We start from the raw sequence: 14,859 nt of genomic DNA on the forward strand, positions 1-14,859 counted from the left end.
GCGCTCGACGACGGCTACGACGAGGCGCTGCTCCTCGACGCCAGCGGCTTCGTCAGCGAAGGAGCCGGCGAGAACCTGTTCATGATCAAGAAGGGCGTCGTCTACACGCCCGACCTCTCGGCCGGTGCGCTCGACGGCATCACCCGCAACACGATCGTCGCGATCTGCAACGATCTCGGCCTGAAGCTCGTGGAGAAGCGCATCACCCGCGACGAGGTCTACATCTGCGACGAGGCCTTTTTCACCGGCACTGCCGCCGAGGTGACGCCGATCCGCGAGCTCGACCGCGTCGAGCTCGGTGCCGGTTCGCGCGGGCCGATCACCGAGAAGATCCAGAGCGCCTTCTTCGACATCGTCAACGGCCGCAATCCGAAGTACGCGGAATGGCTGACCAAGGTCTGAGCATGGCCAGCGACGGAACGACGGACGCGGTCGAGCTCAGCGCCGTGGAGCTGCAAGGGCCGGGGGTGATCTTCTGCCCGAACCCGCGCATGCCGCTTTGGAGCAACCACCCGCGCGTCTTCATCGATGTCGCCTCGGCCGGCATCGGCAAGTGTCCGTACTGCGGCACCGAGTACCGGCTCAAGGCCGGGGACGCGGTTCGCGGCGGGCACTGAGCCTCGCGGGCCGTGTCTTCCTGAGCGAGGCGAAGGATCTCGACCGGCAGAGGAATCCTTCACTTCGTTCAGGATGACGGACAGCGCCTCCCTCGTCATCGCGCCGCAGTGGATCGGCGACGCGGTCATGGCCGAGCCGCTCCTGGCGAGGCGCGCCGAACGCGGCGAGCGGCTGAGCGTCGCCGCGCTGCCCTGGGTCGCGCCGGTCTTTGCGGCGATGCCGGAGGTGGCCGAGATCATCGAGCTGCCCTTCGCGCACGGCCGGCTCGACTGGGCCGCGCGGCGCCGGGTCGCGGCGACCCTGCGCGGCCGCTTCGACCGCGCCTACGTGCTGCCGAACTCGATCAAGTCGGCGCTCCTGCCGCGCCTGGCCGGCGTGCCGACGCGGATCGGCTACGCCGGCGAAGGGCGCCGGCTCCTCCTCAACCGGCGCCTGCGCAACCCGCCGCGGCGGCCGCCGATGGTCGCGTTCTACGGCGCCCTCGCCGGCACGGACTTCGATGCCGGGCGCGCACCGCGCCTGCAGCTCGAAGAACACGCGGCCGGCGCGGCCCTGCGCGCCGCCGGCGTGACGGCGCAGGGCTACTGGGCGTTCGCGCCCGGTGCGGAGTACGGCCCGGCCAAGCGCTGGCCGCCGGCGCACTACGCGGCGCTGGCCCGCGCCCTGCACGGCGCCGACGGCGCCCCGGTCGTCCTGCTCGGCTCGCCCGGTGAAGCCGAGCTGTGCGATGCAATCGCCACCGCGGCGCCTGGCGCCTGCCGCGTCCTCGCCGGCCGCACCCGGCTGATCGAGGCGATGGCCCTCATCGCCTCGGCGCGCGGCCTGGTGAGCAACGATTCCGGGCTGATGCACGTCGGCGCGGCCTTCGGCGTGCCCCAGGTGGCGGTGTTCGGCTCGACCAGCCCGGCGCACACGCCGCCGCTCAATGCGCGCGCGGGCGTTCTCTGGCTCAAGGAGGAGCTGCAGCTCGACTGCATGCCGTGCTTCGAGCGCACCTGCCGCTACGGCCACACGCGGTGCCTCGTCGGCGTGGCGCCGGAGCGCGTCGAAGGAGCCTTGCAAGCGGCGGTGCGAGACACCGCCGGCGGGGGCTACAGCGAGAACTTGCCCGCGTAGACGATCGGTCCGGTCGGCGCGCCCGAGGGCGACCCGCCCGGCGGCTCGACCGTGACCGCCAGCGTGTCGACGCCGGTGAGGATGTGGCCGCGCAAGGCGACCGTGCCGCTGCCACCGGGCAGAACGCCGAGCGAGCGCGGCGGGCCGGACGTCGGCACTGCCCAGAGCTCGAGCGAGCGATCGGCGGCGACGGCCACCGGCACGATCGGCCGCGTCACCAGCGTCTTGCCGTCGCCGCTGATGCTGGCGACGATCGCGGGGACCGCTGCCGTGCCGGGCGCTGCCGGGGTGGCAGCGAGGACGATGACCACCGGCGGCAGTCCCGGGCGCGGGTTGGCCAGCAGCACCGCCAGGCCGAGCGCCGCCACGCTCGCGAACGCGGTCAGGCCGCGCCAGAACGAGAGCCGGTGCCAGGCGCCACGCGTCTCGGCGGTAGCCGGCGCCGCGGCCGACGCAACCCGATGGGCGCCGTCGATGCGGGCCGAGACCCGTTCCCAGACGCGGGCCGGCGGCGGCACGGGATCGATCGCCGCGGTGAGCGGCAGCAGCCGCGCCTGCCAGGCTTCGGTCGCTGCGCGCAGGCCCGCATGCGCCGGCAGCAGCGCCTCGAAGCGGCGTCGCGCCGCACCCCGCAGCGTGCCGAGAACGTAGTCGGCGGCAAGCGCGTCGGCGAGCGGGGGGCGGCCGTAATCCATCTCACTGCCGCCCGGCCGTACCGAAGGTACCGAGCGCCCCGTCGGGGGCCAGCGAACGCAGTGAGCGCGGGGGCTTCATGTCAGTCGCCGGTCCGCGCCGCGTCCTGCGCTGCGGCCCCCTGGAGGCAGCCCTTGAGCGTCTGCAGGGCCCGCCGCACCCAGGACTTGACCGTGCCCAGCGGCTGGCGCAGCTGTTCGGCGACTTCGGCATGGCTGAGGCCGTGGAAGAAGGCGAGGGCGACGCTCTGCCGCTGCAGCGCCGAGAGCCGCTCCATGCACTCGCCGAGCGAACGCGCGTCGGCGGCCCGGTCGAGCAGGTCGAGCGGGCCTGGCGCGCTGTCGGCCACGGTGTCGTACACGCTGTCGTCCTCCGCATCGGCGCCGCCGGAGATCGTGCCCGGCGACTGGGTCTGGGGCTGCGTCCGGTTGCGGCGCAGGCTGTCGATGGCGCGGTTCCTGGCGATGCGAGTCAGCCAGGTGAGCGGCTGGCTCTGCGCCGCGTCGAAGCTGCTGGCAGCGCGCCAGACGCTGACATAGACCTCCTGCAGGATGTCCTCGGCCTGCGCCCTGTCCCGGTTGATACGCAGCACGACGGCGAACAGATGCGCGCTGGTCCGTTCGTAGAGCGTGGCGAATGCCGCGCGGTCGCCGAGACCGGCGCGACCGAGCAGTCGCGACAGGTCGATGCTGCGCTCGGACCATTCGGTGGCGTTTGTGAGCATGGGCGGGAACGCGGGCCTTCCTACAATCGGTCGCGAGACTAACCCATGGCCCGCCCCAAGCCGCCCGCCCCTGCGACCCGCTCGCCCGACGAGATCGAGCACGAGCTCTACGAAGCCATGCGGCGCGGTGACCTCGAGCGGGTGATGTCGGTGTGGTCCGACGACGACGAGATCAGCTGCGTTCATCCCGGCGGCCAGCGCCTCGTCGGCGCGGCGGCGGTCCGGGCTGCCTTCGAGGTCATGTTCGCCAACGGCGCCATCGACATCGAGCCGCACCGCGTGCGCCGGCTCGAGTCGCACTCCAGCGCCGTGCACAGCGTCGTCGAGCGGGTCCGCGTCAAGGGCGAGGCCGGCGAGCGCTTCGCCTGGGTCGTGGCGACCAACGTGTACCTCAAGGCCGCGCACGGCTGGCGCCTCGTCGCCCACCACGCCAGCCCCGGCACCGCGACCGAGATCGAGGAAATCGCAGAGGTCGCCTCCACGCTGCATTGATGGACGACTTCCGGGCCCCGGCCTGGCTGCCGGGCGGGCACCTGCAGACGATCTGGCCGGCCCTGTTCAGCCGCCGCTTCGACGGTGTCGTGCCGGTCTATCGCCGCGAGCGCTGGGCGACGCCGGACCACGACTTCGTCGATGTCGACTGGCTCGACGGCGACCCGGTCGCGGCGCCGCTGCTCGTGCTCTTCCACGGCCTCGAGGGCTCGTCGCGAAGCCACTACGCGCAGGCGTTCGCCGCTGCTGCGGCCGAGCGCGGCTGGCGCTTCGCCGTGCCGCACTTTCGCGGCTGCTCGGGCGAGATCAACCTCGCGCCGCGCGCGTACCACTCGGGCGACGACCAGGAAGTGGGCTGGATGCTCGAGCGCTTCCGCGGCGTCCATGCCGGGCCGCTGCTCGCCGTCGGCGTGTCGCTCGGCGGCAACGCGCTCCTGCGCTATGCCGAGGAGGCGGGCGAGGCCGCTGCCTCGATGCTGCGCGCCATCGCCGCCGTGTCGGCGCCGCTCGACCTCGCCGCCGGTGCCGCGGCGATCGGGCGCGGCTTCGGGCGCCAGGTCTACACGCGCATGTTCATGCGCACCATGACGCGCAAGGCGCTCGTCAAGCTGGCTCAGCATCCGGGGCTCTTCGACGCACAGCGTCTGCGCGCCGCACGCGATCTGCGCGACTTCGACGACGTCTTCACCGCGCCGCTGCACGGCTTCCGCGACGCCGACGACTACTACGCGCGTGCTTCGGCCGGGCCGCACCTCGCCGCGATCCGCGTTCCGGCGCTGGTCCTCAATGCCCGCAACGATCCGTTCCTGCCCGCCGCGGCGCTGCCGCATCCCGGCGAGGTCGGCGGCCGGGTCACGCTCTGGCAGCCGGGGCACGGCGGCCACGTCGGCTTTCCCGGTGGTCCCTGGCCCGGCCACGTCACGACCCTGCCCCAGCAGGTGACGGGCTGGCTGGCCCGGCGGCTCTGAAGAGGATCCCCGTTGTCGAGCGCGTGATGCGGCCGCGGAGGTGGGGTCTGTGGCTATGATGGATCTCACTGTCCACTTGGAGAACCCGATGAAACTCAGCCTGTCGCGCCGCGACTTCACGTTCACGGCGGCCAACCTGTTCGCCGGTTCCGTCGCCGGGGCGTCCCTCCTCGGCGCCGGCGCCGCCTCGGCGCAGCAGAAGACGGTCAATCTCGGGACCTTCGGCAGCATCGATGCGCAGAACTACATCCGCGCCAAGGGCGCGATGGCGAAGACCTTCGGGCCCAACGCCAAGGTCGACTTCGTCACCGTGCGAGCGGGTTCCGAGGTTCTCTCGGCGATGGCCGGCGGCAGCCTCGACATGTGCAACATCGGGTCGAGCCCGATGGTCGTGGGCTACGCGAACGGCGTGCCGGCGTCGATGGTGTACGTCTACAAGAACATCATCGACAGCGAGGTGCTGGTCGTCCAGAACAGCGCCAACATCAAATCCATCGGCCAGCTCAAGGGCAAGCGAGTCGGCCTGCCGTTCAACACTTCGGTGCACTTCGCCGCCCTGGCGGCGTTCAAGGGCGCCGGGCTGGGCCTCGCGGACGTGCAGTTGATCAACATGCGCGCCGACCAGATCGCCTCGGCCTGGGCCCGGCGCGAAATCGATGCGAGCTACATCTGGGTGCCGGTGGCGCCCAAGCTGGTCGAGGACGCCGGCACCGTCATCTTCAAGACCGGCGATCTCAGTGCCCAGAACCTCGTGATGTTCGACGGGTTCCTGGTGCGCGACGACTTCAAGCGCCAGAACCCGGACCTGGTGCTCGCCTTCCTGAAAGACTTCGAGCAGATCGCCCAGGTGTTCAAGCAGAACCCGAAGGAAGTCGTCGACACGATGACGAAGTTCCTGGGCGTCGACGAGCCCGCAGTGATGCGGTCGCTGAATACGTTCTATCCCGTGCCGGCGCGCGAGCAGTTGACCGCCAAGTGGCTCGGCCGACCTGGCGAGAAGGACTCTGCGGCATTGAAGACGCTGCAGGTGCAGGCCGAGTTCCTGAAGGAGACGGGTCAGATCAACGCCATGCCGAAAGACCTGAACGGCCTCATCGACAAGAGCTTCCTCACGAAGATGGTCTGATCGATGGCCGATGCGCGTCCGGCAACGCCGCTCGAGGGACCGGAGCAGGGCGCGACTGCGACCGCACCGGTGAAGGCGCGGTTCGACAACGTCTCGAAGCGCTTCGGCCAGGGGCCGGACGCGGTGCAGGCGGTCGAGCCCCTCAGCTTCGACATCCGCGAGCGGGCGTTCGTCTGCCTGGTCGGTCCGTCTGGCTGCGGCAAGAGCACGCTGCTCAACATCCTCGCCGGCTTCGAGACACCGACGACGGGCCGGGTCTTGATGGACGGGCAGCCGGTGCGCGGCCCCGATCCGCGGCGCGGCGTCGTCTTCCAGCAGGGCGCGCTCTTCACCTGGATGAACGTGCACGACAACGTCGCCTTCGGTCCCCTGGCGATCGGCAAGCCTCCGGCCGAGGCCGACCGCATCGCCGCCGAGTTCATCGCCATGGTCGGCCTGACCGGCTTCGCGCGGCGTTATCCCTACGAGCTGTCCGGCGGCATGCAGCAGCGCGTGGGCATCGCCCGTGCACTCGCCAATGACCCGGAGATCCTTCTCATGGACGAGCCCTTCGCGGCGCTCGACGCGCAGACGCGCGAGCTGCTGCAGGAGGAGATCAAGCGGATCTGGCAGGAGACGCGCAAGACCGTGCTCTGGATCACCCACAGCATCGAGGAGGCGCTTTTCCTGGCCACCGACATCCTCGTCATGTCGGCGCGGCCCGGGCGCATCAAGGCCCGCTTCGAGCCGCAGTTCGCGCTGTGCGCCGACCCGGCGGTCGTCGCCAGCGTCGACTTCGTGCGCATGAAGGCCGAGATCTTCGGCCTGTTGCGCGAGGAGGCGCTGGCCGCGCAGAGTCAGGAGGGCGCTTGAGCACGGCGGCCCGGCGGCGCGGGCGCTCGCGCTGGATCAACCTCGGTTCGTTCCTGGCGCTCCTCGCGTTCTGGTTCCTGGTCACCGCCCCGCTGTTCGGCGGCAAGCCGCTGGTCGCGCCCCTCTTCCTGCCGTCGCCCGTCTCGGTGCTGCGCACGCTGGGAACGCTGTGGGAGAACGGCTACCAGGGGAAGTCGCTGGCGTTCCACATCGGCATCAGCCTGTTCCGCTTCGGCCTCGCTTTCGTCCTCACGGTGCTCGTCGCGGTGCCGCTCGGCCTGTGGATGGGCATGAACGAGACGGTCAAGGCGGTGCTCGATCCGCCGATCGAGATCACCCGGCCGATGCCCAAGCTCGCGCTCCTGCCGCTGCTCATCATCTGGTTCGGCATCGGCGAGGTCGCCAAGGTCGTGATCATCGTGCTTGCCCTGTTCCCGATCCTGTCCATCAGCGCCATGCAGGCGGTGGGCGGTGTCGGCCGGCGCAAGATCCAGGCGGCGATGGCGCTCGGCGCCTCGCGCACCATGATCTTTCGCCGCGTCATCTTCCCGGCCAGCCTGCCCGGCATCTTCACGAGCATCCGCGTGAGCATCGGCATCGGCGTGACCATGCTCGTCGGCGCCGAGCTGATCGCCACCAGCGCAGGCATCGCCTACATGGCCATGTCCGCGGCGGACTTCCTGCTCACCAACGTCGTGCTCGTCGGCGTGCTCATCATGGCCGTGCTCGGCTACTCGCTCGACCTGGTCGCCCGCGCCGTCGAGGCCCGCGTCGTCCACTGGGGCGGAAAGGAAGGTTGAGGACATGATCGAACTGCCGAAGGAAGGCGTCGCCTGGGCCGAACTCGAGCCTCGCATGAAGGCCGCCGGCGAGGGCGACGTTGCCTGGCGCGACGGGCGTGCGCCGGCCTTCATCCACTACGCGGGCGAAGACGTGCTCGAGGTCTCCAAGCAGGCCTTCCTCATGTACTTCTCGGAGAACGGGCTCGGCCTGCGCGCCTTCCACAGCCTGGCCAAGTTCGAGTCGGAAGTGGTGGCCATGGCGCTCGGGCTGCTGCATGGCGGGCCCGGTGCGCGCGGCGCCATGACGACTGGCGGCACGGAAAGCATTTTTCTGGCGGTGAAGGCGGCGCGAGATTCTGCGCGCCAGACACGCGGCCCCTCGCTTCGCACGCCCCAGATCGTGCTGCCGTTCAGCGCCCACCCGGCGTTCGACAAGGCGGCGCACTTCCTCGGCCTGCAGACGGTGCGCGTGCCGCTCACCGCGGCGTTCACCGCCGACGTCGAGGCCCTGGCAGCGGCAATCACCCCGGACACGGTGATGCTCGTCGGCTCGGCGCCGGCCTACCCGCACGGCGTGATGGATCCCATCGCCGGGATCGCCGCACTGGCGCAGGCGCGCGGCCTGTGGATGCACGTCGATGCCTGCGTCGGCGGCTACATCGCCCCGTTCGCCCGGCAACTCGGCTACCCCATCGAGCCGTTCGACTTCAGCGTCCCGGGCGTAACCTCGATCTCTGCCGACCTGCACAAGTACGGCTACGCGGCCAAGGGCGCGTCGACGCTCTTCTTCGTCGACGAGGCGTCGTTCCGGCACATGGCGTATGCCTTCGACAACTGGCCGCGCGGCCAGTACATGACCCACACCCTGGTCGGGACGCGGCCCGGGGGCGCCATCGCATCGGCGTGGGCGGTGATGAACTACCTCGGCGAGTCCGGCTACCGGCGAATCACCGAGCGGGTGCTGGCGACGCGGCGCGCCGGGGAGGCCGGGGTGCAGGCACTGGGCCTGCAGGTTCTCGGTCGTCCGGAGCTTTCGATCGTCGCCTACGGCTCTCCGGCGCATGACATGGGCGCGATCGGCCGGACCCTCCTGCAGCGCGGCTGGCTGACGGGGCACGTGCGCGACCCGGACGGCATCCACCTGATGCTCAACCTGACGCACGAGCCGGTGGTCGGGCGCTACCTGGAAGACCTTGCCGCCGCCATCGCCGAAGCAGCGAGCGCCAGGCCCGGCCTCCGGGTCGATGCGGTGTACTGAAGCGCGCTCGGGATCGACCGATGGACGCGATCGTCGAGGCGGCGTTGAAGAAGTGGCCGAACGTGCCGCACTGCTACGGCTGGCTCGCCCTCGATGCGCGCGGCGACTGGTACATGCGCGACGACCGGACCCAGGCCGCGGGCCCTTTTCCGCGCGTCAAGGGCAGCCGCATCGAGCACGAGAAGCTGCGCGAGTTCATCGGCCGCAACTACGGCCCCGATTCGCAGGGACGCTGGTTCTTCCAGAACGGGCCGCAGAGGGTCTACGTCGAGCTCGAGGCGGCGCCCTTCGTGTGGCGCCTCGACGCCGGCAACGCGCCGGGCCATGGGCAACCGGCGCTGAGCAGCCACATCGGCGCGCCGGCGCGCTTTCGCGCCGCCTTCGTCGACGAGGGCGGCCGCCTCTTTCTCGCCACCGACGCCGGCTTCGGCATCGTCCACACGCTCGACATGGAAGCCGCCGCGTCGGCGGTCGAGAGCCAGGCCTGGCCCGTCGCGGAGGTCGCGTTCGCCGACCTGCCGGCACGCTTCGGCTACCGGCTCTCGGCGGTGGCCGACGCGCCGGTCGCGCCTTCGACTCAGTTGCCGTAGAAGACGTAGTCGGCCTCGTACGCCACCTGCTGGCGCCGGCCCTTGCCGGCGGCATCGCAGGAAGCGGCCGGAGCCACGCCGCCCTTGGTGTTCAGGCGCTGGATGTAGCTGACGCCGTTCATCGCGCCCGCGCCCATCGCCGGGTCGGCCTTGACGAGCTGCAGCGGGATGCTGCCCGGGCTCGCCGGCGCGACGGCGACTTGCTTGCCGCTGATCTTGGAGCCGTCGCTCGCTTCCCACGTGGGCCCGGCGTAATACTTGCCGAGGTTCTGCCGGTCGCGACCGTAGAGGGTGGCGACGGGGGCAACGAACGCCCACTCGAACTGGCCGGCCGCGTTCGCCTTCTCGCGGCACTCGTAGGTGATCTCACCGACGCCGGTCGTGACGAGACGGACCTTCTGCCCGGCGGGTACGCGGACCGGCTCGGGCAGGGCGGCGTTGTCGACGGCCATGGAGCTCGGCGCAGTGGCACAGGCGGACAGCAGGGCGGCGGCGCCGAGCAGGGCGATGGTCTGGACGGACATGGGCACTCCTTGAAGGGGCGGCGCGGCGCGCCGGTCGGGTGCATACGCCGGAGGCCCTGACCCGGATGCGCCGGGCGCGAGAAAGCGGGCCCGCGGGCCCGCTTTCTCGGTGCCTGCGAGCGGCCTACTTCGAGGCGTTCACCATGTAGGTGACGGTGGCACGGATGTCGGCCTCGCTGGCCGTGCTGCCGCCCTTCGGTGGCATCGCGCCCTTGCCCTTGATGACGCTCGCGGTCAGCGCGTCGAGGCCCTGCGGCAGGCGCGGTGCCCATGCGGCCTTGTCGCCGAGCTTCGGCGCCCCGGCGACGCCGGCGGCGTGGCAGACCAGGCAGGCCTGGCTGTAGAGCGCGGGCGCGGCCGCCGCCGCCGCGGCGACCTGCACCGCGCCGCCGCCCGGGGTCTGCTCCGTCGGCGACTGGCGGACCTGGGCGTTGAGGCCGCCGCTCTGGTTGCGGTCGGGCGTGCCGGCGTTGGCGTCGCCGCGCGGCGCCGGAATGGCGTTCGCCGCACCGACGGCAGCCGCCGTCGCGTTGGGCGCCACCGCCATCGTCGCCGCGTTGCCGGCCGGGGCGCTGCCGGCCTCGGCGACGGGGGCTGCGGGCGGCGTCGGCTCGGCGAACTTCGCGCCCGACTGGTTGGTCAGGTAGACCACCGCCCGCGCGATCTCGAAGTCGCTGTAGTCGCCGCCCTTCTGCGGCGGCATCTGGCCCTTGCCGTTCAGGGCCGCGCGCAGCAGCAGCTCGAAGCCGGTCTTGATGCGCGGCGCCCAGGCCTCGGCATCGCCGAGCTTGGGCGAACCGAGCGCGCCCGACACGTGGCAGGCGCTGCACTGACCCGCGAACACCTGCTGCCCGCTGCTGAGCGACGCGGGGTCGGAGGCGTCCTTCACCTCGACCATGCCGACCGGGCGGAGCCGCTCGGCGACGCCCTGCGGGCTGAGGGCGTCGCTGCCGGCGGCAGGCCGCCGCTCGGTGGTGACGAACATGACCAGGAGGACGATGGCGACGATCGGCACCACGAAGGCGTAGACGATCGCGAGGATCAGCTGCTTGGGGGTCTTGATCGGGCCTTCGTGCGGGCCGTCGATGTCGTTCGGGTCGTGCGCTTCGGTCATCCGGATCCTCGGGGCGATGTCGTTGACGCGACGTAAGGCGGCATCGGCCACCTCGAAGAAAACGGTTCGCGTCGAGCCCGAAATTATAGGCGCCGAGCCCCTGCGGACCGGCTTGTGGCGGGGCTCGCCGGTAGAATCGGCACACCGTGCGCCCGTAGCTCAATGGATAGAGTACTGCCCTCCGAAGGCAGGGGTTGCAGGTTCGATACCTGCCGGGCGCACCAAAATTCTCGTGGCTCGATCGATCGCTTCGTCCGGTGTCTTTCCGGTACGAGTTCCGCCCTCGACGAGCAGACTTCCACGCCCCGCCACGGCCGTTCCCGCCTGGAGTCGGAGCGGGAGAGGCGACCCCCGCGAAGAGGGGGTATCAACCCTGTTTGACGCGGAGCCCAATCGCCGAGCGGCGGACCCGAACCCCCCGCCTCGTCCATTCAGCAAAGTCGATCGCGCGCCGTTCGGCGCCAGGGAGCTCGTGATGAAATCGCTGCTTGCGTTTGGGGCCGCGGCCCTGCTCTTCTCACAAGCCGCTACCGCGGCGCTGGTCACCAACCCCGACGACCCTCGAAGCTGGCAGGGCGCGACCGTGGGTACGTTTGCCCAGCTTTACTACGGCAGCAACACCCTGGCCAACCGCCAGCTGGTGGTGAGCAACCAGTTGCTGGACGATGGCCTGTTCGATACGACCGGATTTGTCGCAGGGACACTCATCACGAGCATCGGTCAGTATTCCAACCAGGGCGGCGGCACCTCCACCGACCTGACCGGGACGGGCAGCCTTGGCTATACCTGTTGCGGCGCCCCTGCCAGCCGCTTCGCGGCTGCGAGCGGCATCGACCAGCACTGGATGCAGACCAGCGGGGTCGTGGGTGAAACCGTGTGGGACCTGGGTTTCCAGGCAACGAAGGCGGCGATCTTCAACACCATCGATCACGGTCCCCTGCCGCAGGAGGCGATCGAATCGACGGTGTACCTGTCGAACAATCAGACCACCTGGGTCCAGGCGGTCGTGGAGCGGGTTTGGCTTGAAGGTTTCTATCCGATTCTCGGCGTGCAGTGGGATGGCTTCGTGTACGCAGTCGGAACAGGTACGAACGCCACGTTCCGTTATGCCTCGATCCGGCATGGCGGGCCAGGCTCGCTCATCCAGGATGGCGACAACGAGATCAACGGCATCATGGGAACGAGGGCCAACTTCGAGCCCCCGATTTCGGCAGTGCCAGAGCCCGAGACGTACGCTCTGATGCTGCTCGGATTGGGCGCCGTGGGGCTCGTGTCGCGTCGCCGCAAGCAGGCCCGGGCCCGCTGAAGGCACCGGCAGCACGACCCGGACTCAAAGGGGGCCTAGCAGCCCCCGTCTCTGACGTCCTTCGATGGTTGCGGCAAGGGCGAACGCTCACGACGGCGGCCGGCCAATCTCTTCCATGATGGCATTCGCCACCGCGACCGGGTCCTTCTGCAGGCGACCGGCCGGGTAGACGCCCGCCGTCGCACCACCGTACTCGATGGCGACGGGCGCCTCCGGCACCAGGCCGAGCGCACTCGCCGCGAGGCAGAACGTGATGTCCGGTTCGGCGCCGCGCGCCATCACGCCGCCGGCGTCGGCCAGCTGCCATTCGTAGCGTGAGCGGTCGTGCTTGTCGATTCGCAGTCTGAAGTGGTAGGGCACGGCGCGGCCGGGACATGGCGACCCTGGTCAGCGTACGGGCTCGGCGACTGGCTGCCAACTGTCAACTCTGGCAGGAGCGCCGTGCTGCGGGCCGCGTAACGATCTCGTGTCGGCGCCCGTTCGGCGGACCGGCGAGCACCGATCAGGCCCGGAGTTCGTCGGCCATCGCAGCCGGGACGTCTATCGGCATGTCGAGCAGCATCTGCGCCATGCCCTTGCCGAGCGGATCGAGACGCGGCGAAGCAGGTCCGCCGCCGGCGAGCGCGTCGTGGAGAAGGAAATTGATGCCGTCGACCCCGGGCAGGTGGTAGCGCTCGACCTTGCCCAGCACGAGGTGGCTCAGGTAGGCCTTGACCCGTTCGGGCGTGAGCCGGTCCCAGAGCAGCGGCAGCCATTCGCGGCGCCGGGCGATGACGCCGACGTTGGCGAGGTCGCCCTTGTCGCCGCTGCGCGCCCAGGCGAGCCGGACCAGCGGCACGGTTTGCTCCCCGGTGCCGTCGTCGCGCCATGCGGGCGGCGGCGCCGCGCCTTCGGCGGACCGCGGCCGTGCATCGCCGCCATGCAATGGAATCGCTACCGCGTGACGCTCGCCGCCCAGCGTGAAGCTCGCCTCGACGGCGCGCTTCGGCAGCAGCATGGCGAGCGGCCGGACCAGCGGCGAGACGCTCGGCCGGCCGCCGCCCGGCCCGGTCGTGCCGGGTGACCACGACGTGCCGGCCGGCGCGATCTCGCGCGCGAACAGCTCGAGGGCAGCGCGCTCGGTGTGGTCGGCGACGACGCGCAGCATCACCTCGCGGCAGGCGCGCGTCCGCGCGTGCGGGCCGTACGAGCTCTCGGCGCCGATCACCTCGACATGCGTGGCCGCGAAGTCGGCGAAGCCCGCCGCGGCGAGGAGCCGGCGCGTCCGCGCCAGGATCGCGGCACCGGTCCGCTCTGCCTTGGCGACCGCGTCGATGCCGACGATGACCAGCATGCCGGCGGCACGGAAGCCCTGCACCGCCGTCGCCGAGACCTTGTAGTCGTCGGGCGGGGCACTGCCGCGGGCGCCGCCGACGCGAACCCGCTCCGGGCCGTCCTGCTCGATGACCACGTGCCGGAAATCGCAGACCACGTCGGGCAGGACGTAGGCGCCCGGGTCGCCGGTCTCGTAGAGGAGCTGCTCGGCGACGGCCGCGCGCGAGACCAGGCCGCCGGTGCCCGCCGGCTTGGTGATGGAGATGCTGCCGTCGCTGCGGCACTCGGCGATCGGGTAGCCGATGTTCGGCCAGTCGGGCACGTCCTGCCAGTCGGTGAAGAGGCCGCCGGTGGCCTGGCAGCCGCACTCGATGATGTGGCCGGCCAGGCTGCCGGCGGCGAGGCGGTCGAAGTCGTCGGCGCGCCAGCCGAACTCGTGCAGCAGCGGCCCGAGCGTCACGGCGCTGTCGACGCAGCGGCCGGTGACGACGATGTCGGCGCCTGCCGCCAGCGCCGCGGCGATCGGCAGCGCCCCGAGGTAGGCGCTGGCGCTCAGCACCTTCTCCGGCAGGGGCTCGCCGCTGAACATGTCGCGCGCGCCGGCCGCCACCTGCCTGGCCCATTGATCGCTGACGTCGTCGCCCTCGACCACGGCGACCTTCAGGCGCAGCCCTTCGGCTTCGATCAGGCGCGCCAGCGCCTCGGCGCAGGCCGTCGGGTGGACGCCGCCGGCGTTGCTGACGACCTTGATGCCCCGCGCGGCGACGTCCCGGATCACCGACCGCATCGCGACCTCGACGAAGTCGGTGGCATAGCCGAGCTCGGGCCGCTTCGCGCGCGCGGCGGCGAGGATCGCCATCGTTGTCTCGGCGAGGTAGTCGAAGACCAGGTAGTCGATCGCGCCCGACGCGACGAGCTGCGGCGCGCCGACGCGGCTGTCGCCCCAGAACCCGGACGCGCCGCCGATGCGGACGACCTTGTCGCTCATGTCGCTCTCCCTCGTCGTCACGGTAGTCCGAGCGTATCAACACGGACGATCGGAAAGAGCATCCGGCCGGGCGGGCGCCGCTAAACTGGCCGCGACCCGCTCTTTGGTACCGCGCCGTGGACTTCCTCGATCCCTCTGCCCTGCCCGGGCGCTTCGCCTCGATCGCCGAGCTCGACGACTTCCTTACCCTGCCGAGCCGGGCCCTGGTCGACGATCTCGCGGCGGTCGACGGTGACATCGCGATCCTCGGCGTCGGCGGCAAGATGGGGCCGACCCTCGCCCGTCTGGCCAAGCGCGCCGCGCCCACCAAGCGCGTCATCGGCGTGGCCCGCTTCAGCGACCTGGCGGTGCGCCGCCAGCTCGAGGCGCACGGCGTCGAGACGATCGCCTGCGA

17 protein-coding genes, 1 tRNA gene and 1 pseudogene are annotated in these 14,859 nt (G+C 71.0%); 13 read left to right on the top strand and 6 right to left on the bottom strand.

Going from position 1 to position 14,859, the window contains the following annotated elements:
- The 3 genes from AC30N0_RS02350 to waaF all read left to right on the top strand — a co-directional run.
- The coding region (locus AC30N0_RS02350; RefSeq protein ID WP_489516332.1) for an aminotransferase class IV at positions 1–402 on the top strand (402 nt) is incomplete at its 5' end.
- 2 nt (positions 403–404) lie between these two features.
- A complete protein-coding gene (locus AC30N0_RS02355; protein WP_489516333.1) occupies positions 405–617 on the top strand; it encodes a zinc-finger domain-containing protein in 213 nt (70 codons plus the stop codon).
- A 73-nt stretch (positions 618–690) separates the two neighbouring features.
- A complete protein-coding gene (waaF, locus tag AC30N0_RS02360; RefSeq protein ID WP_489516334.1) occupies positions 691–1,734 on the top strand; it encodes a lipopolysaccharide heptosyltransferase II in 1,044 nt (347 codons plus the stop codon).
- On the opposite strand, the gene AC30N0_RS02365 is transcribed toward waaF, so the two are convergent.
- Both AC30N0_RS02365 and AC30N0_RS02370 read right to left on the bottom strand, forming a co-directional pair.
- Complete coding sequence (locus AC30N0_RS02365) at positions 1,710–2,429, bottom strand: anti-sigma factor (protein ID WP_489516335.1); 720 nt, start codon at positions 2,427–2,429, stop codon at positions 1,710–1,712. The two genes, waaF and AC30N0_RS02365, sit on opposite strands and share 25 nt — an antisense overlap.
- 80 nt (positions 2,430–2,509) lie before the next feature.
- Positions 2,510–3,151, bottom strand: coding sequence for a sigma-70 family RNA polymerase sigma factor (locus AC30N0_RS02370; protein ID WP_489516336.1), 642 nt, complete (start codon positions 3,149–3,151; stop codon positions 2,510–2,512).
- Positions 3,152–3,196: 45 nt separating this feature from the next.
- Here AC30N0_RS02370 and AC30N0_RS02375 point away from each other — a divergent pair, with 45 nt between their 5' ends.
- From AC30N0_RS02375 to AC30N0_RS02405, 7 genes are all read left to right on the top strand, one after another.
- Positions 3,197–3,643, top strand: coding sequence for a YybH family protein (locus AC30N0_RS02375; RefSeq protein WP_489516337.1), 447 nt, complete (start codon positions 3,197–3,199; stop codon positions 3,641–3,643).
- A complete protein-coding gene (locus tag AC30N0_RS02380) occupies positions 3,643–4,611 on the top strand; it encodes a YheT family hydrolase (protein WP_489516338.1) in 969 nt (322 codons plus the stop codon). The genes AC30N0_RS02375 and AC30N0_RS02380 overlap by 1 nt, the downstream gene beginning before the upstream one ends.
- Before the next feature lie 88 nt (positions 4,612–4,699).
- On the top strand, positions 4,700–5,737 hold the full coding sequence (locus tag AC30N0_RS02385) for a taurine ABC transporter substrate-binding protein (RefSeq protein ID WP_489516339.1): 1,038 nt from the start codon (positions 4,700–4,702) through the stop codon (positions 5,735–5,737).
- Between the two features lie 3 nt (positions 5,738–5,740).
- Positions 5,741–6,589: an ABC transporter ATP-binding protein gene (locus AC30N0_RS02390; protein ID WP_489516340.1), complete on the top strand. Its 849-nt coding sequence runs from the start codon at positions 5,741–5,743 to the stop codon at positions 6,587–6,589.
- Entirely contained in the window at positions 6,586–7,389 is an 804-nt protein-coding gene (locus tag AC30N0_RS02395) for an ABC transporter permease (protein WP_489516341.1), read from the top strand. Before AC30N0_RS02390 ends, AC30N0_RS02395 begins: the two co-directional genes overlap by 4 nt.
- A 4-nt stretch (positions 7,390–7,393) precedes the next feature.
- The gene (locus tag AC30N0_RS02400; protein WP_489516342.1) at positions 7,394–8,629 is read left to right on the top strand and encodes a pyridoxal phosphate-dependent decarboxylase family protein; all 1,236 of its coding nucleotides are present in this window, start codon (positions 7,394–7,396) and stop codon (positions 8,627–8,629) included.
- 20 nt (positions 8,630–8,649) lie between these two features.
- Positions 8,650–9,219, top strand: a complete 570-nt coding sequence (locus AC30N0_RS02405) for a DUF2946 family protein (protein WP_489516343.1) — start codon at positions 8,650–8,652, stop codon at positions 9,217–9,219.
- On the opposite strand, the gene AC30N0_RS02410 is transcribed toward AC30N0_RS02405, so the two are convergent.
- Positions 9,207–9,743, bottom strand: coding sequence for a DUF3455 domain-containing protein (locus AC30N0_RS02410; RefSeq protein ID WP_489516344.1), 537 nt, complete (start codon positions 9,741–9,743; stop codon positions 9,207–9,209). The two genes, AC30N0_RS02405 and AC30N0_RS02410, sit on opposite strands and share 13 nt — an antisense overlap.
- A gap of 124 nt (positions 9,744–9,867) precedes the next feature.
- Complete coding sequence (locus AC30N0_RS02415; RefSeq protein ID WP_489516345.1) at positions 9,868–10,857, bottom strand: c-type cytochrome; 990 nt, start codon at positions 10,855–10,857, stop codon at positions 9,868–9,870.
- 148 nt (positions 10,858–11,005) lie between these two features.
- On the opposite strand from AC30N0_RS02415, the gene AC30N0_RS02420 reads away from it, so the two are divergent.
- Positions 11,006–11,081 (top strand) — tRNA-Arg (locus tag AC30N0_RS02420).
- 251 nt (positions 11,082–11,332) lie between these two features.
- The gene (locus tag AC30N0_RS02425) at positions 11,333–12,163 is read left to right on the top strand and encodes a PEP-CTERM sorting domain-containing protein (protein WP_489516346.1); all 831 of its coding nucleotides are present in this window, start codon (positions 11,333–11,335) and stop codon (positions 12,161–12,163) included.
- A gap of 87 nt (positions 12,164–12,250) precedes the next feature.
- On the opposite strand, the gene AC30N0_RS02430 is transcribed toward AC30N0_RS02425, so the two are convergent.
- Together AC30N0_RS02430 and AC30N0_RS02435 are read right to left on the bottom strand one after the other, a co-directional pair.
- Positions 12,251–12,523 (bottom strand): hypothetical protein, encoded by a 273-nt coding sequence (locus AC30N0_RS02430; protein ID WP_489516347.1) that lies wholly within the window; start codon positions 12,521–12,523, stop codon positions 12,251–12,253.
- A 142-nt stretch (positions 12,524–12,665) separates the two neighbouring features.
- Positions 12,666–14,465 carry an acyclic terpene utilization AtuA family protein gene (locus AC30N0_RS02435; protein WP_489516348.1) on the bottom strand — a complete coding sequence of 600 codons (1,800 nt, stop codon included), beginning with the start codon at positions 14,463–14,465 and terminating at the stop codon, positions 12,666–12,668.
- Between the two features lie 116 nt (positions 14,466–14,581).
- On the opposite strand from AC30N0_RS02435, the pseudogene AC30N0_RS02440 reads away from it, so the two are divergent.
- Positions 14,582–14,859: pseudogene (locus AC30N0_RS02440) on the top strand (epimerase); the annotation flags it as partial.

Origin of the sequence: Rhizobacter sp. (genome assembly GCF_031412495.1) — a bacterium.
Taxonomy (GTDB): Bacteria; Pseudomonadota; Gammaproteobacteria; order Burkholderiales; family Burkholderiaceae_C; genus Schlegelella_A.

What these genes read in the sequence shown, in the direction of transcription:
- AC30N0_RS02355 (WP_489516333.1), top strand. Translation starts at nt 405, where the DNA reads ATGGCCAGCGACGGAACGACGGACGCGGTCGAGCTCAGCGCCGTGGAG.
- waaF (WP_489516334.1), top strand. Translation starts at nt 691, where the DNA reads ATGACGGACAGCGCCTCCCTCGTCATCGCGCCGCAGTGGATCGGCGAC.
- AC30N0_RS02365 (WP_489516335.1), bottom strand. Translation starts at nt 2,429, where the DNA reads ATGGATTACGGCCGCCCCCCGCTCGCCGACGCGCTTGCCGCCGACTAC.
- AC30N0_RS02370 (WP_489516336.1), bottom strand. Translation starts at nt 3,151, where the DNA reads ATGCTCACAAACGCCACCGAATGGTCCGAGCGCAGCATCGACCTGTCG.
- AC30N0_RS02375 (WP_489516337.1), top strand. Translation starts at nt 3,197, where the DNA reads ATGGCCCGCCCCAAGCCGCCCGCCCCTGCGACCCGCTCGCCCGACGAG.
- AC30N0_RS02380 (WP_489516338.1), top strand. Translation starts at nt 3,643, where the DNA reads ATGGACGACTTCCGGGCCCCGGCCTGGCTGCCGGGCGGGCACCTGCAG.
- AC30N0_RS02385 (WP_489516339.1), top strand. Translation starts at nt 4,700, where the DNA reads ATGAAACTCAGCCTGTCGCGCCGCGACTTCACGTTCACGGCGGCCAAC.
- AC30N0_RS02390 (WP_489516340.1), top strand. Translation starts at nt 5,741, where the DNA reads ATGGCCGATGCGCGTCCGGCAACGCCGCTCGAGGGACCGGAGCAGGGC.
- AC30N0_RS02400 (WP_489516342.1), top strand. Translation starts at nt 7,394, where the DNA reads ATGATCGAACTGCCGAAGGAAGGCGTCGCCTGGGCCGAACTCGAGCCT.
- AC30N0_RS02405 (WP_489516343.1), top strand. Translation starts at nt 8,650, where the DNA reads ATGGACGCGATCGTCGAGGCGGCGTTGAAGAAGTGGCCGAACGTGCCG.
- AC30N0_RS02410 (WP_489516344.1), bottom strand. Translation starts at nt 9,743, where the DNA reads ATGTCCGTCCAGACCATCGCCCTGCTCGGCGCCGCCGCCCTGCTGTCC.
- AC30N0_RS02415 (WP_489516345.1), bottom strand. Translation starts at nt 10,857, where the DNA reads ATGACCGAAGCGCACGACCCGAACGACATCGACGGCCCGCACGAAGGC.
- AC30N0_RS02425 (WP_489516346.1), top strand. Translation starts at nt 11,333, where the DNA reads ATGAAATCGCTGCTTGCGTTTGGGGCCGCGGCCCTGCTCTTCTCACAA.
- AC30N0_RS02435 (WP_489516348.1), bottom strand. Translation starts at nt 14,465, where the DNA reads ATGAGCGACAAGGTCGTCCGCATCGGCGGCGCGTCCGGGTTCTGGGGC.